This is a genomic window from Kitasatospora sp. NPDC058162, from assembly GCF_042884005.1.
GTDB lineage: Bacteria > Actinomycetota > Actinomycetes > Streptomycetales > Streptomycetaceae > Kitasatospora.
In genome coordinates, this window is the sequence record NZ_JBHVUS010000008.1 from 17060 (window position 1) to 42767 (window position 25708).

Consider the following 25708-nt stretch of genomic DNA (forward strand, 5'->3'; position numbering starts at 1 on the left):
GATGAGCACGCGCCGGAGGCAGGGCCGCGACGGCTCGACGGACGACTCGCACCAGCAGTCGCTGTCCGCCGCGGTCGCCGCCGTGCTCGAACGGGTCGACGCCCACGCGGCCGGCCGCAGCGTCGACCCCGCCGAGCCCGCCGTACCCTCCGCCCCCGGCAGCCGCCGGGGCGGGCGCCGGCAGCCCACCACCGCCCTGGACGTGCTCACCGCCTCCTTCGGGCTCACCCCGTTCGAGCGCGACGTCCTCGTACTGACCGCCGCCCCCGCGATCGACCCCACCACCGCCGCCCGGTGCGCCGCGGCGGGCGGCGACCCGGGGCGCGCGTACCCGACCTTCTCCCTCGCCCTCGCCGCCCTGGACCAACCGCACTGGAGCGCGCTCACCCCGGTGGGCCCGCTGCGCCGCTTCCGGCTGGTCGAACTGGACGACGAGACGGCGCTCACCGCCTCCCGGCTGCGGATCGACGAGCGGGTGCTGCACTTCCTGGTCGGCGTGCCGTACCTGGACGTGCGGCTGCACGGCCTGCTCACCCGGGTCGGACCGCCCGGCGAACTGCCCGGCCCGCACGAGCGGTGTGCCGCCGAGCTGGCGCGCGGGTGGACCTCGGCCGGTCTGTCCGGCCCGCCGCACACCGAACTGACCGGCGCCGACCGCCGCACCCGCTGGGAGATCGCGGCGGAGGCGGCCCACCGCGCCGGACTCGGCCTCTACGCCGCGCACCGCGAGGACCTGCCCACCGAGCCCGCCGAGCGCGAGCAACTCGCCCGACTCTGGCAGCGGGAGGCGATCCTGATCCCGGCGGCGCTGCTGGTGGAGGGCGGGGAGCCGGGCCGGGAACGCCCGCAGGCCCCGAACGGCGCGGAGGCCTTCCTCGCGGGGCTCGCGGTGCCGTTGGTCGTGTCCGGCGACGAGCCCCCGCCCGCCGGGGCCTCGGACCGCACCAGGCTGACCGTGCCCCCGCTCGGCCCCGAGGAGCAGCTGGGGATCTGGACCGAGGCGCTGGACGGCGCGCCGGGCGTCACCGAGGGCGGGCTCCGCGCGCTGGCCGCGCAGTTCTCGCTGCCGGGCCATGTGATCAGGTCCGCCGCGGCGACGGCCCGGCGGGCTGCCGAGTCCGGCGGCGACCGCGGCGCGGACGGCGCGGACGGCAGGGAGGGCAGGGACGGCGGGGACGGTCCGGACGTCAGCCGACTGGCGTGGAACGCCGGACTGGTGGAGGCCCGGATGTCCCTGGACGAGCTGGGTCGGCGGGTCGAGCCGCGCGCCGACTGGGACGACCTGGTGCTGGAGGAGCGCCAGCTCGCGACGCTGCGCGAGATCGTCGCCCACGTCCGCCGGCGCGGCACGGTCTACCAGGAGTGGGGTTTCGAGTCGGTGCTGCGCCGCGGCCTCGGCGTGACCGCGCTGTTCGCCGGCGGGTCGGGCACCGGGAAGACGCTGGCCGCCGAGGTCGTCGCCGGGCGGCTCGGCGTGGACCTGTTCGTCATCGACCTCTCCCAGGTCGTCAGCAAGTACATCGGCGAGACCGAGAAGAACCTCCGGCGGGTCTTCGACGCGGCCGAACGCGGCGGCGCGCTGCTGCTGTTCGACGAGGCCGACGCGCTGTTCGGCAAGCGCAGCGAGATCAAGGACAGCCACGACCGCTACGCCAACCTGGAGGTCAGCTACCTGCTGATGCGGATGGAGGCCTACCGGGGCCTGGCCGTGCTCACCACCAACATGAAGAAGGCGCTGGACCCCGCGTTCATGCGGCGGATCAGGTTCGTGGCCGACTTCCCGTTCCCCGGAGTGCCGGAGCGCGCCGAGATCTGGCGGCGGGTCATCCCCGCGCAGACCCCCAGCGAGGGCATCGACCCGGAGCGGCTCGCCCAGCTCACCGTGGCGGGCGGCTCCATCCGCAACATCGCGCTGTCCGCCGCCTTCCTGGCCGCCGACGAGGACTGCCCGATGCAGATGCGGCACCTGCTGGCCGCGGCTCGCACCGAGTACCTCAAGCTGGAGCGTTCGCTGACACCCTCGGAGGTGTCCGGATGGGTCTGACCGAGGGGCCCGGGACCGGGAGGCCGGACGACGCCGAGCAGCACGCGGTCGAGCTCGGCGGTGCCGCGCAGCACGCGGTCGAGCGCCGCGGCGGTGCCGGGCGGATCGAGGTCGAGATCGGCGAGCTGGTCCTCGACGGCTTCGCGCGGATCGACCACGACCGGCTGACGGCGGCGTTCCGGAGCGAGCTGACCCGCCTGATCGAGGCGCGCGGGGTGCCTCTCGCGGTCGACGGCGACCGCGCGCTGGACCTGCTCTCCGGCCTACCGCCACTGCCCGCGGACACCTCGGCCCAGCGGCTCGGCGAGGCGCTGGCCCGCGCCGTGCACACCGGACTGTCCGGCGGTGGCCGGGCGCCGGGACGGGGGCGGACATGAGTCGGCTCAACGCTCCCGCCCGGGATGCCGGGCAGCACGCCGAGCAGGGCGCGGCCCGTCGCAAGACCTCGGCGCCGAAGGCCCGTACGCCCGAGCCGAAGGAGATCGTCTCCGGCGCGGGCCAGCCGCTGGACCCGGGCGTGCGGCGGGAGTTGGAGGCGCGGCTCGGGCACGACCTCAGCCGGGTCCGGGTGCACACCGACCGGGACTCCGCCGCGCTGACCGAACTGATCGGCGCGGACGCCGTCGCCGTCGGTCCGGACCTCTTCTTCGGCGAGGGCAAGTACCGCCCGGCCGACGAGGACGGCCGGCGGCTGCTCACCCACGAGCTGCTGCACACCGTCCAGGCCCCGAACCCGCTGGGCGCACTGCGGGCCGGCCGCGACCTGGGCGCGGTCAGCCTGCCGCAGGACGCGATCGAGCGGGAGGCGGAGCACGGCGCGCGCGAGGACCGGCCGGCGGCGGCGACGCCGAGTGCCACCCCGGGCTGGCTCCGCTACGCAACCGTCGACGCCGACCGGTTCCGCACCGAGCGGCTCGACCCGGCCACCCTGGTCGACCGGCTGGCAGCCGGCATCCTGCGCTCGCTGCGCGGCGACCCGACCGACTCCTCCGGCCGGGTCCGCCTGCAACTCGCCCGCTTCGCACCCGAGTTGCAGGCCTCCGTGCTCACCCGGCTGGAGGACCGACTTCCTTCGTCGGACTACAGCCGGGTACTGGAACTGGTCGAGGCCGCCGAGCACCGCCCCGCCGAGGTGGACGGCGCACAGACGCCCGAGCCGGTCACCGATGCCGCCGACCAGGCCACCGACGAGCGCGAGCAGACGGACGGGCAGGGCCGCGACGAGCAGGGCCGGAACCGTCAACTCGACCAGGAGGAGCGACAGTCGGACGACCCGAAGGGTCGACGCAAGCGCCGCAACGGGCACGGCGACAAGGACGACAAGGAGCACCCGGAGCAGCAGGAAGAGCAACCGGACGAGCAGCAGGCCCGGCCCGCGGAGGGCGAGGCCGCGCAGACTCCGCCGGGCGCGCAGCCGGCCACACAGTCGGAGGCCGGTCAGGCCGCTGCGGAAGCACAGCCCTCGCCCGTCGAGGAGGCGCCGGCAACGCTCCCCGAGACGGGGCCGGAGCAGGCCGCCACGGCGGAGGAGGGCACCCGACCGGCAGCCGTCTCCGTCCCCGGCTCGCCCGAGGCCGGGCCGGCGGAGGCCGCCACCCAGCCCTCCGCAGGTACGAAGCCGCAGGATCCCGCCGCCGGTCCGCTGCCGCAGCCCGCGCCGGTCGAGCCCGAGCGCCTGGACGCGATCGCGCGGGCCGAGGACAGCCCGCTCGCCCGGCACGGGCTGCTGGAGGGCGACCGCCCGCAGGGCGAAACCCGGGACGAGGAAAGGCCGTTGGGCATGGAGCCCGGCGCGGACTCGGAACTCCACGACTCGCCCGCCCCGGGCGAGGACCGGCAATCGCAGTCGGCCGCCCCCGGGCCGGAGCTCAACCCGGGGGACTTCCTGCCCTCGTCCGACCTCGACGTGTCCGCCGTCCCGACGGCCGACCAGATCACGGTGCCGGCGGACGGCGCGCCCGCCGCGAACGCCGAGGCACCCGAGTTCCCGGAACCGCCCGCGACCAAGGCCGACCAGGTGCAGGCCGAGCGGGACAGCCGGCCGGAGGACGAGGCCGAGCCGACAGCGGCGCCCGAGCCGGCGCAGCCCGGAGCCGCGGCGCCGCAGGGCGCCCCCGAACCGACCCCCGCCACCGAGGCCGAGGACGGGAGCGCCCGCGACCTCCAACCGGAGCAGCCGGTCGAGCAGGAGATCGGCCCGGAACCCACCTCGAACCCGGCCGCGGCCGCGGAGCCGGCCGCCACCGAGCCCACCCCTCCGGAACCGCAGCAGACCGAAGCCCCCGTCGAGGACGCCCGCGAGGCCGAACCGGCCGCCTCGCCCGAGCCGAACGGCCCGGAGCGCACCGCCTCCGCGACGCCGGGTCCGGTCGGCGGCCGCGGGCCGGTCGGCGGGGACGGCCCGGGCGGGCCCACCGGCGTCCCGGACACCACCCCCGACGCCGCACCCGGAACCGCCGCCACCGCCACCGACGCCGCCCCCGGCCCCGCGGCCGAGCAGGCCGACGCGCCGGCCGGACTCACCGCCCAGCCCGCCCCGGACGCCTCGCTGGAGTCGGGCGGCGGCGCCTGCGCGGGCCCGCAGCAGCCCACCACCGAGGCGGAGCAGGACGGCGCGGGCGGCGGAGGAGGGGGCGGCGGAGCCACCCAGGCCGGTCCGGAGCAGCAGCAGAAGGCGGCCCCGCCGGACGTCTCCGCCCAGGACCCGCGGAGCGCGCTCGCCACCGCCGCGAGCCTGCCGCCCGATCAGATGGCCGCCACCCTGGACGGCGTGGACGGCTCGGTGGACCGTACGGTCGGCGAGCAGCACGCCCGGTTGCAGGCCGCCCCGCCGACCGTCCAGCGCCCGTCCGGCGCACCGCAGACCCAGTCCGGCACGCCCGAGGCCGCGCCGCCCGCCCAGGCGGTGACGGAGCGGCTGGAGCGGGTCGGTCCGCAGGGCGCGGACGGCCAGCAACAGGATGGCCGGCAGCAGAAGGCCGAGCAGAAGAAGGTCGAGGGCGGGAACCCCGGCGACCGGGTCGCCTCACCCCACGTCGCCGACGACGCGAGCAACCAGGTCTCGCCGCAGGAAGTGCAGCAGGTGCAGGGCGCGGTCGGCGAGGTGCCCACGACCGACCCGGCCTTGAACACCACCGTCGGCCCCGCGCCGAAGGTCGCACTGACCGGGGAGAGCGACCCGGCGCGCACCGACCAGCAGGCGGCGAAGCTCAAGGACAGTTCGGGCCGTATCCTCGGCGTCGGCCGGGAGGACGCCGCCAAACCGATGGGCGAGGACCGGATCTACCCTGATGTGCCGAAGGAGACCCTCACCGCCTCCGTACCGGGCGGCGGGGGCAAGGGCGGGGGCGCCAAGGCCGGCGGCGCGGTCGACACCAAGCCGGGCATCGGCATCGTGACCCAGCAGGAGCGCGGCCCGCAGATCCAGGCCGCCGTCGGCCAGGGCCAGAGCCGACTGGGCTCCGAACAGGCCAGGCAGCAGCAGGGCGAGGCCGACGCGCGCCGGCAGAACCAGGCCGAGGTCGACCAGGCGGTGGCCGACAACGCCCAGGCCCAGGCCGGCGAACGGGGCGACGCCGCCGAGAAGGTCAAGGCCGAGCGGGAGCAGTGGCGCACCGAGCAGGACCAGAAGGTCACCACCGCGGACCAGGACTCCGACGCGGAGCACACCGACAAGACCGGCCGGATCGACAAGAAGCGCACCGAGGCCGACAAGGACGTCCAGGACCGTCAGCAGCAGGACAACCAGAAGATCCAGGACAAGCGGAAAGAGGCCGAGGAGAAGGCGCAGAAGGAGAAGGACCGCAAGAAGGAGGAGTCCGAGGGCTGGTGGGGCTGGGTCAAGTCCAAGGTCAAGGCGGCCTTCGACGCGCTGGTCGAGGCGGTCACCAAGGTCTTCGACTACTTCCGCGGCCTGATCAACGACATCATCGACGGCTTCCGCACGTTCGCGAACTGGGCGATCGACCAGGCACGGAAGTTCGCCGTCGACCTGATCGACAAGCTCGCCGACGCGCTCATCAAGATCTGCGACGTCCTGCTGGCGGCCTTCCCCGAACTGCGGGACAAGTTCCGCAAGAAGATCGAGGAATGGCGCGACAAGGCCGTCGCCAAGGTCAACGAGTGGGCGGACAAGCTCAAGAACGCCGTCAACAAGCTCCTCGACGTGCTCGCGGCCGGGCTGAACGCGCTGTTGAACGCGCTGGAGGCCGGGCTCAAGGCCGCCGTCGAGGCGGTCCGCAAGGCCGTCATGGACGCGATCGACTTCGTGCAGAAGGCGATCGCGGTCTTCGGCGAGTTCGCGGTCCTGATCGGCGACATCGCCTCCGACCCGGGCGGGTGGCTGAAGAAGCTCGGCAGCGCCGCGATCGACGGCATCCAGCACTACCTGTGGGGCGCGATCAAGAGCGCGGTGCGGACCTGGTTCAACGAGAAGGTCGAGTCGGTGGTCGGCCTGACCTCGACCATCATCAACGTGCTGGTCAAGGGCTGCATCTCGATGGCCCAGATCGGACGGATGGCCTGGCAGGCGATCGTCGCGGCACTGCCAGGGATGATCATCTCGCTCGTCATCGAGAAGCTGGTGTCGATGATCGTGCCGGCCGCGGGCGCGATCATGGCGATCATCCAGGGCCTGATGGCGGCGTGGAACACCATCAGCAAGATCGTCGCCGCGATCGGCAAGTTCGTCGCCTTCCTCAAGGCGGTCAAATCCGGTTCGGCCGCCCGCCTGTTCGCCGACGCGGTCGCCTCGGGCGTGGTCGCGCTGCTCGACTTCATCTCCAACTTCCTGCTCAGCAAGCTCAAGGGGGCAGGCAAAGCCGTCGGCACCAAGCTCAAGGCGATCGCCCAGAAGATCCTCAAGGGCCTGGCCAAGGCCGGTCGCGGTGCCCGCAAGGCGGCCGGAACCGCGGTCAACAAGGCCCGGGCAGGGCTGCGCCGGGCCACCCGGTCCCTGCGCAAGCCCCCCTCCCCCGGCCGCGCCCGCCCCGCCCGCACGGGCCCCGCCCGCCACACCGTCCGCCACGCGGAGCGCCACCCGTCGGCCGCCCCCGGACGCCCCCGCCGCGAGGTCACCCGCCCGAAGTCCACCGCACCCCGCCGCCCCACCTCCCCCGTCGGCCGCGCCCTCAACGCCTCCCGCCAGACCGTCAAGGCCGCCCTCAACCGGGTGCGGACGGCCGCCCGCACCCTCGGCCGCAAGCTCCTCAACAGCAAACTCGGCCGCGCCCTCACCAACGGCGCCCACAAGATCCGCGACGCCTACCGCAAGCAACGCGACCGCCTCCGCGCCTGGCACCAGAAGCGCCAACAGCAGCGCGCCCAACGCCGCGCTCACGAGAACTCGCCCCAGGCGAAGCGGCAGCGCCTGGACCTGGTCGTGGCCAGGATCAAGCCGAGGATCCAGCGCTTGCTGAGCCGCGGCCTCGGCCATCGGATGCACACGGCGGTGCTGGCCGGTCTGCGGATGTGGTACCGCCTCACCGAACTGACTTCGAGCGGTGCCGGGTCTTTTGCCGATACTGCCAAGATCAACCCGGAGAAACTGGTACTGAACGGAGTCTCCCTGGACTCCGAGCCCTTCCTCGTGTTCATTCGCGAAGTCGAGCAGGATATACGCAACCAGGCAAAAGAGCGCGCGGCCGGGCGCGCCGTCGAACCGAACACCAGGGGCGAGCTGCCGATTGGCCCGAACGAGGACATCATGACCGCGAGCGAGTCGCTGACCGAGAAATTCGGCCGTCCCTTCGCAAGAAATGTCGTCAGATTCGAAGGGGCCGGCGGCGGAACGGTTGAGCATCGAAAGCTGGATGCTCGCCAGAATAATCAGGGCAGCCACTTCCTGACCAAGATGGACGAGAACGGCAGGACGAAGGAGAGCGGGCGCTACGCCGATTCCGAAGAGAGGGTCGTAGCGAGCGGGAAAGTACTGGAGACCTCGCAGGCCCTGTCGTCGTTCCAGACCTCACGCGCCGAGGACTTCGGGGCGGACAGCGGCGAGGTTGCACTGCTCGGATTGCTCGCCCACGATATCGAGAAAAGAAGGAACCTCGGCACAGGTGTGCTGTCCATTCTTCACTCGGATTACTACAAGCTGATCGCACAGGAGCCGGACAAGGCGAAGCGGGAGCGCCTGTTCCGAGAAGTTTTCAATATGCAGACCATGCTGCCGGAGGGGTCGTCGAGCGCGGCCACCGAACTGAAGAAGTACATGAACAAGAAGCCGGGCGCACTGGATGCGGCAATAGCGCGGAGAACTCAGGCGCTGGCGGCCCAGGGAGTACCTCCCGAACTCCTGCACGGCGACTTGCGAGGCAATCAAGCCTGGCAGGACAGGGAGCAGCTGGTGCGTGATGCCGAGAAGTCCGTGAAGAGATCCGAGAGAGCGGTTTCGAAGGCGGCGGACGCCGGGGATGCGGCAGCGGAATCGAACGCCAGGGAACAGTCGAAGCTAGCCCAGGAGCAACTCAAGAAGCACAACACGAAGGAATTCAGGTCGCTCCAGCAACTCCAGAAGCAGCAGGACGCCAACAAATTGGCCGATCGAGAGATAGCACTCATGCGCCAATGGGTCTCCAGCTTCGGAGGCATCGATCTCGAGGGACCGGACGGAAATGCCGAAGCGACGCGCCGGAAAATGTATGAGAGCATCGTGAGGCGCTTGCAGCAAGAACTCCCCTGGTGGAAACCCGACAAAGGACTCCTGAAATGAACGTGATCAAGCGGCCCGACGGCCACCGGTCCCGGCGCTACATCTTCCGGAAGCAGGTTTCGCTGGCGGACATGGAGCTGATCGCACGGGGATCCTCGTGGGCCAGGGTGGCGGACCAGCCGGCTGACGCCGAGCACGGCATTCCTCTGGTGGTCAAGTGGGAGATCATTCCCGGATTGAATGTCACCTACACCGAGGAGGACTCGATCCGCAGCTCTTATGCCATGGTGACGAGTCGTCTCGGTCCCGAGCCAGCCGACATTGCGGTGGCAGTCTTCGAGGTTCACCCCGAGGTGATCCCGGTCGACGAGTTGATCTCAGAGCTGGATTCGGCGCGCGGGACGGCCGACGAGGCCCTGGCGCTGGCCCGTGCGGGTCTCGGTGCACCGCTCGAACCGGACCAGCGCCTGGTCCAGAGGATCTCAAGCTCCTTGAAGTCCGCCGATGACCGAATCCGCGAAGGGGCGCTGTGGGCGGTTTCATATTCCGAATGGCCAACTTTTCGGGATGCCGTACGACAGCTCACAGAAACCGATCCCGACACATTCATAAGGGAATTCTCTGCGGGCGTTCTCGACGTATTTGACCGACTCGGTCTGGAGAATTCGTGACAGGGTACACGGACACCCCCCGGCCCATAAGGTCCGGGCTGGTCATCGTGGATCCGCAGCGGGGGACGCCGCAGCGGGTGATCGTGCTGCAGTTCAATCCGGACAGCCTGGAGCGGTCGCTGGCGCCGCAGGTGGCGGGGGCGGACGGGAGCGGGGACCGGACGGAGGCGTTGCGGTTGAAGGGGCCGGCGGTGGAGACGTGGAAGTTCACCGCGGAGCTGGACGCGACGGACCAGCTGGACGTGCCGTCGCCGAACGGGATCCATCCGCAGCTGGCGACGCTGGAGTTGCTGGTGCAGCCGACCAGCGCACAGCTGATGGTCAATCAGGCACTGGCGTCGGCCGGGACTTTGGAGATCGCGCCGGCCGAGGCGCCGCTGACGCTGTTCACCTGGGGCAGCAAGCGGATCCTGCCGGTGCGGCTGACCGAACTCACCATCACCGAAGAGGCGTTCGACATCGAACTGAATCCGATCAGGGCCGCCGTCGCGATCGGCCTGCGCGTGCTGACCGTCACCGACCTGCCGACCGGCCACCGCGGGGCCGAGCTGTACCTGGCGCACCTGGCGCAGAAGGAGCGGCTGGTCGGCGCGGCCGACGGCCGGCTGAGTGCGCTCGGACTGGGAGGGGGACTCCGATGACCGTCGACCGCGCGTCCGACGCGCTGCCCGCAGCCTCGCCGTACCCGCTGACCAGCCGGTACCACGGCGTCCCGGTGGCCTTGCACACGACCCCGGACGGGCGGCAGGTGCCGTACCTGCAAAGGAGGTTGCTGCCGAGCGCGGACGGACTGACCCCGCTCGCCGAGCACACCGTGACCGCCGGCGACCGCCTCGACCTGCTCGCGGACCGCTACCTCGGCAGCGCCGACCAGTGGTGGCGGATCGCCGACGCCAACCCGGTGCTCGATCCGCGGGAGTTGACCGCGACGCCGGGCCGACGGATCACCATCGCGCTGCCCGGTGCGGTGCCGGGGGTGGGCAATGCCTGACCTCTCGGCCGTCACGGGGGGCGGGCCGGTCGGGTCGATCCACCTCAGCCTGCTGATGGGTCCGCAGATCCCGGTGCCGGTGCCGCAGCCGGTGACGGACGCCCTGCTGTCGGCGCAGGTGACGGTGGCGTCCGGGCAGCGCAGCGGGTTCCAGTTGGCCTTCGACCTGTCGAAGCAGGGCCTGATCAACACCGCGCTGCTGCCGGGCGGCTTCTTCGACCCGAAGATCAGGGTCGTGCTGATGGTGACCGTCACGGGCACCCCGACCGTGCTGATGGACGGTGTCATCATCCGCCAGGAGGTGGGCATCAGCAACCAGCCCGGCCAGTCCACCCTCACCGTCACCGGCGAGGACCTGACGGTGCTGATGGACCTGGAGGAGCAGGCCGGGGTGCCGTTCCCCGCGATGTCCCCGGCGGCCCGGGTGGCCGCGATCATCGGCAAGTACGGGCAGTACGGCATCCTGCCGCTGGTCGTCCCCGAGCTGGTGCCGCAGACGCCGATGCCCACCCGGCGGATCGACTTCCAGAAGGGCACCGACCTCGGGTACGTCAGCGAGCTGGCGAAGGCGAACGGCTACGTGTTCTACCTCGACCCGGGCCCGGTCCCCGGGATGAGCCGCGCCTACTGGGGGCCGGAGAACCGGCTCGGCGTCCCGCAGCACGCGCTGAACGTGAACATGGACGCGCTCTCCAACGTCGACCAGCTGACCTTCGCCTTCGACGGCACGGCCCGCGAGGAGCCGGAGGCCCGCATCCAGCTCCCGGCGACGAAGGTGTCCTCCGTCCTGCCGGTGCCGGAGGTCAGCATCCTGCGCCCGCCGCTGGCGCTCAGGCCCGCGCCGGCGCTCAAGAAGAAGGTCATCGCCGACACCGCCAAGAAGGACACCTCCCAGGCCGTCGCCGAGACCATCGCCAAGGCGATGCAGTCGGCGGACGCCGTCTCCGGTTCCGGCCAGCTGGACGTCGTCCGGTACGGGCACGTGCTGCGGCCGCGCGAGCTGGTCGGCGTCCGCGGCGCCGGGCTGACCTACGACGGCCTGTACTTCGTCAAGAGCGTCACCCACAACCTCAAGCGCGGCTCGTACACCCAGAACTTCACGCTGACCCGCGAGGGCCTGATCGCCCTCCAGCCGACCGTCATCCCCTAACGCTGCCGCAGGAGTTGCCCGCATGGCCGAACCGACCCGCTACCTCGGCAAGTTCCGGGGGACGGTGGTGAACAACGCCGACCCGCTCGGGATCGGCCGCATCCAGGCCCAGGTGCCCGACGTCCTGGGCGAGGCCGTGTCGACCTGGGCGATGCCCTGCTTCCCGGTGGCCGGTCCGGGCATGGGGCACTACGCGCTCCCACCGGTCGGGGCGGGTGTGTGGGTGGAGTTCGAGCAGGGCGACCAGAGCTACCCGATCTGGACGGGCTGCTGGTACGGCTCCGCCTCGGAGGTCCCGGTGGAGGCGAGGACCGGCCCGCCGGGGGCGCCGAACACGGTGCTGGAGACCACCGGGCGGCGGGTGATCGTGCTCTCCGACGACCCGACCACGGGGATCACGCTCCGTACCCCGGGCGGGGCCTCGATCGTGATCAACGATTCGGGCATCCAGATCAACAACGGCCAGGGCGCCTCGATCTCGCTCGTCGGCGCCACCGTTTCCATCAACCAGGACGCCCTGAGCGTGACCTGACGGGGGAGAACGTCATGACCGGAAATCTGCTGCACGTCAATGCGACGGTGACCTGCCCGCACGGCGCCCTGGCGACGGCCCGGCCCGCCCAGGCGCGGGTGCTGGTCGCCGGCCAGGCGGTCACCAGTACCGCCGACCCGTACACCGTCACCGGCTGCCCGTTCAGCGTGGCCGGCAAGCCGCAGCCCTGCGTGACGGTCCGCTGGGTGGTGCCGTCCGCCCGGATCCGGGTGAACGGCTCCCCCGCCCTGCCGCAGTCCGCCACCGGGCTGTGCCAGAGCGCCGAGCAGGTCCCGCAGGGGCCGCCGATCGTGACCGTCGTCCAGCAGCGGGCGGAGGGCGCATGAGCACCGGGCCCGTGAACACCAGGGGGGCGCACGCCGCGCAGCAGCCCGGGCCCGGCGCCGGGCCGACGGCTCCGCTGCCGGGTCCGGCACGGACGGACCTCGCGTTCCCGTTCCGGATCGACAGCCGCGGGCGCACCGCCGAGGCGGCGTACGACGACCACGTACGCGACCTGATCGAGCAGTTGCTCTTCACCAGCCCCGGCGAGCGGGTCATGCACCCGGACTTCGGCTGCGGGCTGCTCGACCTGGTCTTCGCGCCGAACAGCCCGGAGCTGGCGGCCACCCTGCAGCTGTCCGTCCAAGCGGCGCTGCAGCGGTGGCTCGGCGACGTCATCGAGATCGCCGCACTCGACGTGGAGAGCGAGGACAACGTGGTGCGGGTCGAACTGGCCTACGTGGTCCGCCGGACCGGCACCCAGCGGGACGACGTGTTCGAGGGCGGGGTGGCGGCATGACCGGGCGGTCCGAACGTCCGACGGCACGGTGCGGAACAGAACAGTGCGGGACGGAACTGCGGCGCGCCGACGTGCGCGCGGCGCACCTGCTCGGCCTGGACGGCGCCGAGCCGGACGACGACGGGCGCACGCTGACCGTGGCCTTCCTCGGCCGGGCACCGGACGAGCTCGGCCCGGAGAACATCCGCGTCGACGGCGGCCGCCGGATCACCGGACTGCGCGCCCTCGCGGTCGAGATCGAGCGCGCGGACGACCCGGAGCTGGACGACCGGATGCACGTCACCCTCGACCGGGCCGGCGACACCTCCCGCTACCGGCTGACCGTGGTCGAGGCGGACGCCTACGGCCGCCCGGGCACCCGACCGTACCCGGGCTTCGACCCGAGGTACGCGAGCACCGGGTTCTCCTTCGGCGCCGACTGCCCCTCCCCCTACGACTGCCGCACCGAGGAGAACTGCCCGTCCTCCGCCCCGGCGTCCCCCGTCATCGACTACACCGCCCGCGACTACGAGAGCCTGCGCCGGCTCGTGCTGGACCGGATGAGCCTGACCACCCCCGGCTGGACCGAGCGGCACCTGCCCGACCTCGGCATCACCCTGGTCGAGCTGCTCGCCCACACCGCCGACCAGCTCTCCTACCAGCAGGACGCGGTGGCCACCGAGGCGTACCTCGACACCGCCCGACGCCGGGTGTCGGTGCGCCGGCACGTCCGACTGATCGACTACGCCGTGCACGAGGGCTGCAACGCCCGGGCGTTCGTCGCCCTGACGACGGACCGCCCGCTCACCCTCCACCCCGGCGGCTTCCGCTTCGCCGCCGTCGACGTCAGCCGGCTCGGCCCGCAGGAACGCCCGGAGCTGTCCACGGTGATTCCGGACGACCGACTGGACACGCTCGCCCGGACCGCGGCGGTCGAGGTGTTCGAGCCGCTCGGCGGAACGGACCTGGTGCTGCGCCCCGAGCACAACACCATCCGGTTCTGGACCTGGGGCGACCAGGACTGCGTCCTGCCGAAGGGCGTCACCTCCGCCACCCTGCGCGACGACTGGCACGAGGCCGACCGGCCGGAGGACCGCACCCGGCACCTGGCGCTGCGCCCCGGCGACCTGCTGGTCGTCGAGGAGGTGCTCGGCCCTCGCACCGGCGCCGCCGCCGACGCCGACCCCGCACACCGCCAGGCCGTCCGGCTCACCTCGGTCACCCACCTGGTCGACGAGCTGTACCAGCAACCCGTGGTCGAGGTCGAGTGGGCGCCGGAGGACGCCCTCGCCTTCCCGGTCTGCCTGTCCGCGCGCGGCGGGAGCGACTGCGGGCCGATCACCGACGTGAGCGTCGCCCGCGGCAACGTCGTCCTGGTCGACCACGGCCGCTCGCTCACCTTCTGCGGCGAAGCCCCGGAGACCTTCGCGGTGCCGCCGGAGCCGGTCCGGGTGGCGCCCTGCGGGCCGGACGGCTGCGGCTGCGGCTCGGGCTGCGCGGACCGCACCGGGGGCAGCCCCGCGGCGGAGGCGATCCACGAACTGCTCGACCGGACCAGGGCCGGCCGCCAGCTCGGCCCGCAACAGGTCCGCGAGCTGTACGCGCTGCTCGGCGAGGCGGCGGTCCGACGGGCCGGGCTGGGCATCCAGCTCGCCCCGGACGCGAACGCGGAGGGCCCGGACGGCCAGGGGGCCGTGGTCGAGCCGCCCACGGCCGACGCCCAGGCGGCGGCCCTGGAGACGCTGCTCGACCAGACCCGCTACCCCGTCCTGCCACAGCCCTTCCGCCCGGTGCTGCGCTACGCGCCGGTCACCCAGGCTGCGGCCTACCCGGACCGGGCACACGTCTGCGCCCGGCAGGCCGTCCTGCTCGCCGGCATCCCCGAACGGGTCCGGCAGCGGCTGGAGGAGCTGTGGCACCGGGCGGACTGCGGCCACTCCCTCTCCCGCGCCGAACTCGCCGAACTGACCCTGCTGTTCGGGGCCCAGGTGGTGCGCGAGCTGCACCTCGCGGACCGGCCCGCCGCCGGACTGCGCGAACTGCTGGCCCGCCGCACCCGACTGCTCGCCGCCAAGCTGCGCCGCCTGGAGGTGCTCACCGCCCGGGCCCGCTCCGGCGGGGTGCTCCAGCGGCCTGGCGTCTGGGAGGTGGCACAGAGCTGGGGCGGGCGGTTCGCCTCCGGGCTCGACCCCGACTCCCCCGCGCTGGCCGGCCCGGCGTCCGGGATCGCCGCCCAGGACCCCCGTGCCGCGCTGCCCGCCGTCCGGGCCACCGCCGGGGGCCAGGAGTGGACGCCCCGCCGGGACCTCCTCGCCGACGGCCCGCGCGACCGGCACTTCGTCGGCGAGCCGGAGGACGACGGCCGCCTCGCGCTGCGCTTCGGCGACGGGCGGCACGGTCAACCGCCGCAGCCCGGCGCGGAGTTGCGGGTCGCCTACCGGATCGGCAACGGCACGGCCGGCAACGTCGGCGCGGAGGCCATCACCCACCTGGTGGTCTGCCAGGACCAGCCGCCCCGCCCGAGGGGGCGCGGCACCGTCACACCGCCGCAGGACGCGCTGCTCCGGGTCCGCAACCCGATGCCCGCGAGCGGCGGCACCGATCCCGAACCGCTCGACCAGGTACGGCAGTCGGCCCCGCTCGCACTGAGCCGCACCCGGTTGCGCGCCGTCACCGCCGCCGACTACGCGGAGCTGGCCGCAGCCCTGCCGGGCGTCCGGCGGGCCGCCGCCGAACTCCGCTGGACCGGCAGCGCCCAGGAGGTGCACGTCGCCGTCGAGCCGTACGGGCACGCCACCGCGGACACCGCCCTGCTCGAAGCGGTCGGGCACGCCCTGGAGGCGTACCGCCGGATCGGCCACGACCTGGTTGTCCGCCCCGCCCTGGTGGTGCCGCTCGACATCGAACTGCAGGTCTGCGCCGCCGCCGGCTACCAACGCGGCCACGTGCTCGCCGAGTTGCGCCAGGTGCTGGGATCGCGCGCCCTTCCGGACGGCCGCCTCGGCTTCTTCCACCCGGACGCGTTGGGCTTCGGCGAGCCGGTGCGGGTCTCCCGGCTGGTGGCCGCGGCCGCCGCCGTCCCGGGCGTGGTCAGTGCCCGGGTCACCCGGCTGCGGCGGCAGTTCGGGCGGGACGACGGCGAGCTCGCCGACGGACTGCTGCGGCTCGGCGCGCTGGAGGTCGCCGGCTGCGACAACGACCCCGACCGGCCGGAGAACGGCCGGCTCTCGATCGTCATCGGAGGTGGCCGATGAGCGGCCAGTGCACCTGCGGCTGTGCGGGCACCGCCACCGCGACGCCCGTCCCGCTGTTCAACCCGCCGGGGCTGGACGCCATCGGCTACCGGGTCGGCAGCCACGGGGAGTTCCTGGCCAGCCTGCTCGCCCGGCTGTCCGGCCCCGCCTACCCGGCGTTGCGCGACCTGACCGTCCGCACCCCGGACGACCCGGCGATCGCGCTGCTGGACTCCTGGGCCGTGCTCGCCGACGTGCTCACCTTCTACTCGGAGCGGATCGCCAACGAGGGCTACCTGCGCACCGCCACCGAGGAGGGCTCGCTCACCCTGCTCGGCCGGCTGGTCGGCCACCGGCCCCGGCCCGGCGTCGCCGCCGACACCTACCTCGCCTACACGCTCGACCGCGACCCGCAGGCCGCCGAGGACCCGACGGTGACCATCCCGCGCGGTGCCCGTAGCCAGAGCGTCCCCGGCCCCGGCGAGGACCCGCAGTCCTTCGAGACCGCCGAGGACCTCGCCGCCCGCTCCGCCTGGAACGAGCTGGCGGTGCTGCTCCGCCGCCCGTACCAGCTGACGCCCGCGCAGCTGAACCCCGGCGGGCGGGCCGAGCTGTTCGCCGCCGGCACCGCCAACAACATCAAGCCCGGCGACCGGCTGCTGTTCGTGTTCAGCGCCGACAAGGCCGCCGACCCGGTCCACCGGGCCCTGCGGCTGGTGCCCGAGGTGCGGATCGACCGCGAGAACGACGTCACGGTGATCGGGCTGCCCCGGGACCTGCGCACCCTCAAGGACCTGCGCGCCGAGTTGGCGGACCGGATCACCGTCTCCGAGAACGCCCCGAACCCCCGGCCCGGGCACAGCCGGATCCTCTGGGACTTCGACGACCAGGTGCTGGCCCCGCTGCGCGCCGACCTCGACCGGCCGTCCGGCCCGCTGAGCACCCCCGCGGACTTCGCCGACCGGCTCGCCCCGGTGATCGCCCGCACCGCCGAGGCCGCCGAGCTGGCGCGCTCCCAGAAGCCGGTGGCCGGCTGGTTCGAGGACCTCGGGGAGAAGCTGTCCGGCCTGCGCGACCGCGCCCACCAGCTGGAGCCGAAGCAGGCCCCCGACATGCCCGGGCCGAACCCTCCCGGTACCGGCACCGCCGACCCGGCCGTCCGCGGACTCGGCTCGGTGCTGGCGGCGCTGCGCACCGCCCCCACCCGCCCCCCGCTCAGCGCCCGGGACCTCGCCCGTGACCCGCAGCGCCTGTTCGCGCCCGGCTCGGACCTCGGCGTCCAGCTGCTGTCCGCGCTCGATCCCCGGCTGCGCGACGGCCTCTACCCCGCCTGGCGGCAGGTCGACCTGACCGCGCCGCTCGCCGTGCACGAGATCCAGGCCATGCGGGTGGTCGCCACCCCGTTCGGCGCCACCGCGCCGCTCAAGCCGGTCTTCGGTAACGACGGCCGGATCGACCGCTACGTGGACTGGCCGCTCTCCGGCAGCACGCTGATCGGCGTCCGGGTCAACTTCGACACCGCCGGCGCCGTCCCGAAGACCGCCGACTTCACCTACGTCGAGGCCGGCAGCCTGACGCACAACGCCTTCTCGCTGCCGTGGGACCACACCTTCACCCTCGGGCCGGGGCAGGTCAAGGTGGTCACCACCGAGCCGCCCGCGCCGACGCCGAACCCGCACGCCGCCGCCGCGCGCGCCGCCGTGCCCGCCCCCGGCCCGGAGGCCGGGGTCAGCGCCGAGTTCCTGGCCAAGCTCCCCGAACGCACCGTCTTCGTGTCCCGCCCGCAGGCCGACGGGCGCGTCCACGTGAAGGTCGCCGGCGGGCCCGGCACCGCGCTCGACTACCAGCTCGACCCGGGCCAGGAGAAGACCGGCGAGTCCGGCGAACTGAACGTCCGGGTCCACCGCTACACCGCCACCGACGAGTCGCCGCCCGCGGTCGAGGTGGTGTTCACCACCAAGCTGCAACCGGTCTCCGGCACCATCCTGACCCTCGACGCCGTCTACGACCAGATCGCGCCCGGCAGCTGGGTGGTCATCCAGCGCCCGCGCAAGGGGATCGACGGCGGCATCCCGGGCAGCCGCGACCTCGCCGAGGTCATCACCCGGGTCACCGACGTGCGCGTGATCTCCCGCGCCGACTTCGGCATCACCGGCAAGGTCACCGAACTGTCCCTGCAGCAGCCGTGGTTGGACGAGAAGGACACCCAGCTCTCGGACATCCGGGACGCCACCGTCTACGCCCGCGGCGAGTCGCTGCGGCTCGCCGACGAGCCCGTCACCGAGGAGGTCCGCGGCGACCGCATCGAACTCGCCCGGCTCTACGGCAGGCTGACCCCGGGCCGGTGGATCGCGGTCGGCGGCGAGCGGACCGACATCCCGAACACCACCGGGGTCCGGGGCACCGAACTCGCCATGATCGCCGGTGTCGAGCAGGGCGTCGACCCGCTCCTGCCTGGGGACACCGTCCGTACCAGCATCACGCTCAGCGCCCCCCTCGCCTACCGCTACCGGCGCGACACCGTCCAGGTGCTCGGCAACGTGGTCCGCGCCACTCAGGGCGCCACCCGCGACGAGGCCATCGGCAGCGGCGACGCCGGCGTCCCCGGCCAGCGCTTCACGCTGTGGCAGTCGCCGCTCACCTGGCTCGCCGCCGACACCCCCAGGGGCGCGAGCAGCACCCTGGAGGTCCGGGTCGACGGGGTGCGCTGGCACGAGGTCGACAGCCTCGCCGGGCGCGGCCCGGACGAACAGGTCTACGTCACCGCGACCGCCTCCGACGGCCGCACCACCGTCACCTTCGGCAACGGCGTGCACGGTTCACGCCTGCCCACCGGCCGGGAGAACGTCCGCGCCCGCTACCGGATCGGCATCGGCGAGAGCGGCAACGTCGGCGCCGGACGGATCACCCAGCTCACCACCCGCCCGCTCGGCGTCTCCGCCGTCGTCAACCCGCTGCCCGCCACCGGCGGCGCCGGACCGGACGGCCCGGGCCTGGCCAGGCGCACCATCCCGCTCGCCGTCACCGCCCTGGACCGGCTGGTCTCGGTGCCCGACTACGAGGACTTCACCCGCTCCCGGGCCGGCATCGGGCGCGCGAGCGCCACCCGTCTCCCGGACGGCAGGCGGGAGCTCGTCCACGTCACGGTGGCCGGGGTGGACGACATCCCGCTCACCGCCGACTCCGACCTGATCCGCACCCTGCGGTCCTCGCTGACCACCTACGGCGACCCGAGGCTGCCGGTCGAGGTCGCGCTGCGCGAACTCGTCCTGCTGGTCGTCGCCCTGAGCGTCAAGGTCGACCCGGACCACTCCTGGGACCTGGTCGAACCGGCGCTGCGCCGCGCCCTGCTCGACCGGCTCGGCTACGCCGGGCGCCAACTCGGCCAGAGCGCCCACCTGTCCGAGGTGCTCACCGCGGCCCAGGCCGTCCCGGGTGTGGACTGGGTCGAGGTCGACGCCTTCACGGGCGTGCCCGGAAGTCTCACCCCGGAGGGCCTGGAGCACCTGTCCGAGCAGCTCGCCCAGCCGCAGTCGACCGTCCCGGCCCGACTCGCCCGCCACGACGAACAGCGGTACCGGGTGCGGGGCCCCGACCCGGAGACCCTCACCGAGGTCGCCGCCCGCAACGGCATCTCGATCGCCGAGCTGCTGCGCCTCAACCCGTCCGTCACCGACACCCGGCCGCTGCCGCCCGGCCGCGTGGTGACGGTGTTCCGCGGCATCCGCCCGGCCCAACTCGCCCTGCTCTCACCGAACCTGCCCGACACGTTGATCCTCAAGGAGGTCGTCCGATGAGCGAGCGCAGCGAGCGAATGATCAAGAGGTGCGTGTGGGCGAATGCCCCTGCCGAGCGAAGCGAGGCGGGCGCATGAGTCGAGAACCGGACGGGCTGGTGGAGCTGCTGCCGCAGTGGCACCGACTGCGGGACGCCAAGGCGGGCGAGCCCCTGCGCGCCCTGCTGGCCGTCATCGCCGAGCAGGTCGACGTCGTCCGCAGCGGCGTCGAACAGGGCTACCAGGACTGGTTCGTGGAGACCGCCGCCGACTGGGCCGTCGCCTACCTCGCCGACCTGGTCGGCTACCGGATCCTGCCCGGCTACGAGGCGGTGCTCGCCACCGGCCTGCACGGCGGGGCCTCCCCGGAGCGGGCCGCGGCCCGCGACCGGCTCGCCGCCCGGCTGGCGCCGCGGCACGATGTCGCGAACACCGTCGCCAACCGCCGGCGCAAGGGCACGCTGGCCCTGCTGGAGGAGCTGTCCGCCTCGGTCGCCGACTGGCCGGCCCGGGCGGTGGAGCTCTCCCGGCTGCTCGGCGGCACCCAGCCGGTGCGGCTGCTGCGCCCGGACGAGGAGCCGGCCGACCGGCAGCGGCTCGGCCGGGGCCGGCTGGTCGACGTGCGGCGCGGCGCCGAGCTGGACCTGCTCGGCGGGCCATTCGACGGGCAGGCGCACACCGTCGACGTCCGCCGGGCCGCCTCCACCCGCCGCCAGGGCGGCTACACCCCGGCCGGTGTCGCCCTGTACGTCTGGCGGCTGCAGCCGTACCCGGTCACCCGGGCGCCCGCGTACTGCATCGACCGGGCCCGGAACCTCTTCACCTTCTCGGTCCTCGGCAATGACGCCCAGTTGGTCACCAAACCCGAGCCGGAACCGTCGACCACCCACCTCGCGACGATCGACAACGTGCCGGCCCCGATCCGGCGCCGGCAGCTCGCCGAGCGCCTGGCCGACCTCTACGGGCCGGGCAAGAGCTTCGCCATCTGGCGCGACGGCTCCCAGGAGCCCGTCCCGCCCGCCGAGATCACGGTGGCCGACCTGAGCGACTGGACGTACCGGCCCGCGCGCGGCCAGGTCGCCGTCGACCCGCTGCTCGGCCGGATCGCCTTCGGCGCCCGCTCCGCCCCGCGCCGCGGCGTCTGGGTCGACTACCACTACGCGTTCGGCGACGACACCGGCGGCGGGGAGTACCCGCGCGACCGCCCGGAGGTCCGGCACCGGACGGTCTACCAGGTCGGCCCCGGCGCGCCGTTCGAGCGGATCAACGACGCCTACCAGCAGTGGCGCGCCGACCAGGAGTCCGGCAGCGCGGGCGGCGCCGCCGTCATCGAGATCACCCACAGCGGCGCCTACCAGGAGCAGCTGGACTTCGACCTGGCGGCCGACGACCGCCTCGAACTGCGCGCCGCCGAGGGCACCCGGCCGGTGATCCGGCTGCTCGACTGGTACAGCAACCGGCCGGACGCGCTCAACGTCCGGGGCGTCTGCCCGGGCGGGCGCCTGGTCCTGGACGGGCTGCTGATCACCGGTCGCGGGGTCAACGTCACCGGACCGCTGGCCTCCGTCACCCTGCGGCACTGCACCCTGGTGCCCGGCTGGTCGCTGGAGCCGCACTGCGAACCGCACTCGCCGCAGGAGCCCAGCCTCGTGCTGGACCACACCACCGCCTGCGTGACGATCGAGCGCAGCATCCTGGGCACGATCCAGGTCGTCGGCGACGAGGTGGACACCGACCCGCTGGAGATCCACCTCTCCGACAGCATCCTGGACGCCACCGGGTCCGAGCGCCCGGCGCTCTCCGGGCCCGACTGCGAGCACGCCTACGCACTGCTGCACGCCCACCGCTCCACGGTGGTCGGCGAGGTGCACACCCACGCCGTGCCGATCGCCGAGGACTGCGTGTTCACCGGGCGGCTGCGGGTGGCCCGCCGCTCGACCGGCTGCCTGCGGTTCTGCTACGTCCCGCCGTGCTCGCGCACCCCGCGCCGGTACGAGTGCCAGCCGGACCTTGTGCGCTCGGCGGTGACCGAGCTGGTCGAGCGCGGCGAGCTGGACCCGGCGCAGGCCGCCCGGCTGCGCGAGCTGGAGGCCGGACGGGTCCGCCCGCTGTTCACCAGCCTGCGGTACGGCACGCCCGGCTACGGCCAGTTGGCCGCCGGGTGCGCGCCGGAGATCACCCGCGGCGCCGAGGACCGCTCCGAACTCGGCGCCTTCCACGACCTGTTCCAGCCCCAGCGCGAGGACAACCTGCGGGCGCGGCTCGCCGAGTACACCCCGGCCGGCACCGACGCCGGGGTCTTCCACGCCTCCTGACCCGCTCCGAGCCGACCCGCTCCGAGTGATTCCGAAAGGGAAACCGTGCACGCAGACTTCTCGCGCCTGACCTTCCGGCCCGGCAAGCACTACTCCGCGGTGCTGACCCAGCAGGGCCGGGTCCAGCTCGACGCCGACGCCAACGAGCAGGCCGCGATCGAGCGGTACCAGCTGCGCACGCTCGCCGCTGACCTGATCGGCCGCCGCGGCGGACCGGCCGCAGCGGCCGGATTCGCGATCGGCTACGTGCCGGGCAACCACGACGTGGACGACCTCACCATCGGCGGCGGCCGCTACTACGTGGACGGCCTCCTGTGCGAGGCCGACCGGCCGGAGCCCGGCACCGCCGTGCCCGACGACGGCGGCCAGGGCAACGACGGCGGCCGGAGCCACGACGGCGTCGCCCGGGAGGCGCCCGCCGGCTGGACGTACTGGGACCAGCCCGACGCCTACCGGGACCAGGAGCGCGCCGGCGACCGGCTGCCCGGCGAATTCCCGTTCCTGGTCTACCTGAAGGTCTGGGAGCGCAGCGTCACCGCCGTGGAGGACCCGGAGATCCGCGAGGTCGCGCTCGGAGCGGCGATGCCCGACACGGCGGCCCGGGCCAAGCTCGTCTGGCAGGTACTCGCCCTGCCCGCCTCGGAGTTGAGCGTTCCGGACGGCGGGGTGTCCCGGGTCCGGGAGGCCTTCGACGCGTGGGCCGGGGCGCAGGAGCGGCCGGGCGGGCTGCTGGCCGCACGCGCCCGGCGGCCGGAGCGGGCGGAAGACCCGTGCCTGGCCCACCCCGAGGCCGGCTACCGGGGTCCGGAGAACCAGCTGTACCGGGTGGAGGTCCACCACGGCGGCTCGGCGGAGGGCGGCGCCACGTTCAAGTGGTCCCGGGAGAACGGCTCGGTCGCCCTGCCGATCGCCTCGATCGAGGGCGTCTGGGTCGACCTCACCACGCTGGGCGACGACGACAAGCTCAGCCTCTCGGTCGGCGACTGGGTCGAGGTCGCGGACAGCGCGTACGTCAGCCGCGGCGAGGCGGCGAACCTGCTCCAGGTGGAGGAGACCGACCTGCCGGGGCGCCGGGTGCGGCTGTCCGCCGAACCCGTGCCGGAGGTCGGACGGCTGGCCGGACGCCACCCGTTCCTGCGCCGCTGGGACCACCGGGCACCCCGCGGCCGGGATGCCCTGCCGCTGGCCGGCGGTGCCCTGCAGCTCCAGGAGGGCGCCTGGCTCGACCTGGAGGACGGCGTCCAGGCGTACTTCCGACCGGGCGGCGAGTACACCCGGGGCGACTACTGGCTCATCCCCGCGCGGACCGCCACCGGCTCGGTGGAGTGGCCGCAGAACGCGGCCGGCGAGGCGCTGCTCCGGGAGCCGGCCGGGGTCCGGGTGCACCACGCCCCGCTCGCCTGGGTGAAGGGCCCGACCACGGTCGTCGACCTCCGGCAGACCTTCGCCCCGCTCACCGCCCCCACCCCGCAGTAGGGCGTGTCCGACGATTCCGGCCTGGTCCGGCGCGAATCGTCGGACACCCCCTGGGACACCCCCGGCAGCAGCCGGGCCGCACCCGCCGGTGGCGTACGCCTGTCGGGGCTCACATCCGCGGGTGACTCACGCTTGCCAGTGCGGCTTTCCGCTGACCATCCGGCAGTAGATCACCCGCCCGCCCGCGTCGTGGGTGCTCCGGCCCAGGTCGTCGTTCCGGCAGAACTGCCCGGCCGCGTAGCAGTTGCCCGCGTTGGAGCGGATCTCGCACTCGGAACCGCCCGCCGCCTGGGTGTGCTGCGGGTCGGTCGGCGGCTGGGCGGTGGTCACCTTGGGCTGCGGCTTGGCGGCCGGAGTCTGCGGGTGCACGGCGGGCGGGGCGGACGGCGGCGGGGCGGTCGCGGTGGGCGGCGCCGAGGGGGTGACCGCCGGCGGCGCCGGGACCGTCGGACTGGCCGCGCTCGGCGTGGCCGCACTCGGCACGGCGGCGACGGTCTGGGAGGGCGTCGGGGAGGACGTCGGCTTGGCGTCGGCCGCCGACGGGTCGCAACCGGTCAGCGTCAGACCGACGGTGAGGACGAGTCCGGCGAATCCGGCCAGGCCGGCCGCCCGACGGCGCCCGGGTATCGGTGAAGCCATGAGGGGAGAACGCTCCGTTCCGTATGGGTGAGGCGTGCGATTCAAGCAGGGTCCGCACACCCGGCGACCACGATTTCCCCACTCGTTGGCAGATCGAGATCTTTCGACTACCCAACGCGACGACCACCCGCTGCTCAGGGGTATAGCCCCGGAGCGCGGGGCGTTATGACATGTTCCGGCTAGCACAGGCGGATCGCTACGGTTCCGGCAACCCCCACGCCGAACGAGGAGACCCCATGCTCCGATTCCGTGCGCTCGCCGTCGCCGCAGCCTTGGCGACCGTCGCGCTCACCGCAGCACCCGCCGTCAGCGCCCCCGCTGACGACCCGTCCATAGCCGCCGCCCTAGCCGCCCCCGCCCGCACGGTCGCCGTACCGACCGCCCTGCTGCACGCGATGCAGCGCGACCTCGGGCTCGCCCCGCAGGCCGCCGCCGACCGGATCGCCCGGGAAGGCAAGGCCGCAGCCGTCCAGAGCGCCCTCACCCAGGCGCTCGGCGACCGCTGGGCCGGCGCCTGGATCGACGGACCGCAGGCCGACCTGGTGGTCGCCACCACCGACGCCTCCGCCGCCCGGACCATCACCGCCCACGGCGGCCGGGCCACCGTCGTCCGGCACACGCTGAAGTCCCTGGACCAGGCCAAGGACGCGCTCGACCACGCCTCCCGGGCCGCCGCCCCGGACGCCACCCCGCTCTGGTACGTGGACGTCCGCGCCAACACCGTCGTGGTGCAGTCCGCCGACGACGCCCGCACCACGGCCTTCCTGGACCGGTCCGGGGTGGACCGCGCCCTGGTCCGGGTCGAGCGGGCCACCGCCACGCCCCGGCCGCTCGCCGACCTGCGCGGCGGGGACGCGTACTACATCGACAACTCCGCCCGCTGTTCGATCGGCTTCCCGGTCACCCAGAACGGCCAGCCCGGCTTCGTCAGCGCCGGCCACTGCGGCCAGCCCGGCTCCAACGCGGCGGCCTCCGACGGGAGTTCGATCGGCACATTCCAGGGCTCGACCTTCCCCGGCAACGACTACTCCTGGGTGGCGGCCGGATCCGACTGGACCGCCCAGCCGCAGGTGAACGACTACGCGGGCGGCGCGGTGACGGTGAGCGGCTCGTCCGAGCAGTCGGTCGGCGGTTCGGTGTGCCGCTCCGGCTCCACCACCGGCTGGCACTGCGGCACCGTCCAGGAGCTGAACGCCACCGTCAACTACTCCGAGGGCAGCGTCTACGGCCTCACCCGCACCGACGTGTGCGCCGAACCGGGCGACTCCGGCGGCTCGTTCATCTCCGGCAACCAGGCCCAGGGCGTGACCTCGGGCGGCTCCGGCGACTGCACCTCCGGCGGCGAGACCTACTTCCAGCCGGTCAACCCGATCCTCAGCACCTACGGCCTGACCCTGGCCACCGGCTGACCGACGCCCCCGGGGCCGGTGGAATCCCCGCGACCCACCG

Annotated in this window: 16 protein-coding genes; 15 read left to right on the forward strand and 1 reads right to left on the reverse strand. The window is 73.6% G+C overall.

Annotation, left to right across the window (positions count from 1 at the left end; all coding sequences use genetic code 11):
* The first annotated feature begins 1 nt into the window (after position 1).
* The 14 genes from ACFVXG_RS17630 to ACFVXG_RS17695 all read left to right on the forward strand — a co-directional run bounded on the left by ACFVXG_RS17630 (position 2) and on the right by ACFVXG_RS17695 (position 23620).
* Positions 2-2044 (forward strand): ATP-binding protein, encoded by a 2043-nt coding sequence (locus ACFVXG_RS17630; RefSeq protein ID WP_387928463.1) that lies wholly within the window; start codon positions 2-4, stop codon positions 2042-2044.
* Complete coding sequence (locus ACFVXG_RS17635) at positions 2035-2421, forward strand: hypothetical protein (RefSeq protein WP_387928465.1); 387 nt, start codon at positions 2035-2037, stop codon at positions 2419-2421. The genes ACFVXG_RS17630 and ACFVXG_RS17635 overlap by 10 nt, the downstream gene beginning before the upstream one ends.
* Entirely contained in the window at positions 2418-8756 is a 6339-nt protein-coding gene (locus tag ACFVXG_RS17640) for a DUF4157 domain-containing protein (protein ID WP_387928467.1), read from the forward strand. Before ACFVXG_RS17635 ends, ACFVXG_RS17640 begins: the two co-directional genes overlap by 4 nt.
* The gene (locus ACFVXG_RS17645; RefSeq protein ID WP_387928469.1) at positions 8753-9367 is read left to right on the forward strand and encodes a hypothetical protein; all 615 of its coding nucleotides are present in this window, start codon (positions 8753-8755) and stop codon (positions 9365-9367) included. Before ACFVXG_RS17640 ends, ACFVXG_RS17645 begins: the two co-directional genes overlap by 4 nt.
* A complete protein-coding gene (locus tag ACFVXG_RS17650; protein WP_387928471.1) occupies positions 9364-10008 on the forward strand; it encodes a hypothetical protein in 645 nt (214 codons plus the stop codon). The genes ACFVXG_RS17645 and ACFVXG_RS17650 overlap by 4 nt, the downstream gene beginning before the upstream one ends.
* Complete coding sequence (locus ACFVXG_RS17655) at positions 10005-10358, forward strand: LysM peptidoglycan-binding domain-containing protein (RefSeq protein ID WP_387928473.1); 354 nt, start codon at positions 10005-10007, stop codon at positions 10356-10358. Before ACFVXG_RS17650 ends, ACFVXG_RS17655 begins: the two co-directional genes overlap by 4 nt.
* Positions 10351-11508, forward strand: a complete 1158-nt coding sequence (locus ACFVXG_RS17660) for a hypothetical protein (RefSeq protein WP_387928474.1) — start codon at positions 10351-10353, stop codon at positions 11506-11508. Before ACFVXG_RS17655 ends, ACFVXG_RS17660 begins: the two co-directional genes overlap by 8 nt.
* A gap of 22 nt (positions 11509-11530) precedes the next feature.
* Complete coding sequence (locus ACFVXG_RS17665; RefSeq protein ID WP_387928476.1) at positions 11531-12040, forward strand: phage baseplate assembly protein V; 510 nt, start codon at positions 11531-11533, stop codon at positions 12038-12040.
* 14 nt (positions 12041-12054) lie between these two features.
* Positions 12055-12387: a hypothetical protein gene (locus ACFVXG_RS17670; RefSeq protein ID WP_387928478.1), complete on the forward strand. Its 333-nt coding sequence runs from the start codon at positions 12055-12057 to the stop codon at positions 12385-12387.
* Entirely contained in the window at positions 12384-12842 is a 459-nt protein-coding gene (locus ACFVXG_RS17675; protein WP_387928480.1) for a GPW/gp25 family protein, read from the forward strand. Before ACFVXG_RS17670 ends, ACFVXG_RS17675 begins: the two co-directional genes overlap by 4 nt.
* Positions 12839-16075, forward strand: coding sequence for a putative baseplate assembly protein (locus ACFVXG_RS17680; protein ID WP_387928482.1), 3237 nt, complete (start codon positions 12839-12841; stop codon positions 16073-16075). The genes ACFVXG_RS17675 and ACFVXG_RS17680 overlap by 4 nt, the downstream gene beginning before the upstream one ends.
* The gene (locus tag ACFVXG_RS17685) at positions 16072-19851 is read left to right on the forward strand and encodes a putative baseplate assembly protein (protein WP_387928484.1); all 3780 of its coding nucleotides are present in this window, start codon (positions 16072-16074) and stop codon (positions 19849-19851) included. Before ACFVXG_RS17680 ends, ACFVXG_RS17685 begins: the two co-directional genes overlap by 4 nt.
* A gap of 73 nt (positions 19852-19924) precedes the next feature.
* On the forward strand, positions 19925-22144 hold the full coding sequence (locus ACFVXG_RS17690; protein WP_387928485.1) for a hypothetical protein: 2220 nt from the start codon (positions 19925-19927) through the stop codon (positions 22142-22144).
* Between the two features lie 45 nt (positions 22145-22189).
* Positions 22190-23620 carry a DUF6519 domain-containing protein gene (locus ACFVXG_RS17695; RefSeq protein WP_387928487.1) on the forward strand — a complete coding sequence of 477 codons (1431 nt, stop codon included), beginning with the start codon at positions 22190-22192 and terminating at the stop codon, positions 23618-23620.
* Between the two features lie 126 nt (positions 23621-23746).
* Here ACFVXG_RS17695 and ACFVXG_RS17700 read toward each other — a convergent pair whose 3' ends face one another.
* On the reverse strand, positions 23747-24259 hold the full coding sequence (locus ACFVXG_RS17700; protein ID WP_387928489.1) for a hypothetical protein: 513 nt from the start codon (positions 24257-24259) through the stop codon (positions 23747-23749).
* Between the two features lie 236 nt (positions 24260-24495).
* Between ACFVXG_RS17700 and ACFVXG_RS17705 the strand changes: the two genes are divergently transcribed.
* Positions 24496-25668, forward strand: a complete 1173-nt coding sequence (locus tag ACFVXG_RS17705; protein WP_387928491.1) for a S1 family peptidase — start codon at positions 24496-24498, stop codon at positions 25666-25668.
* Positions 25669-25708 lie beyond the last annotated feature (40 nt).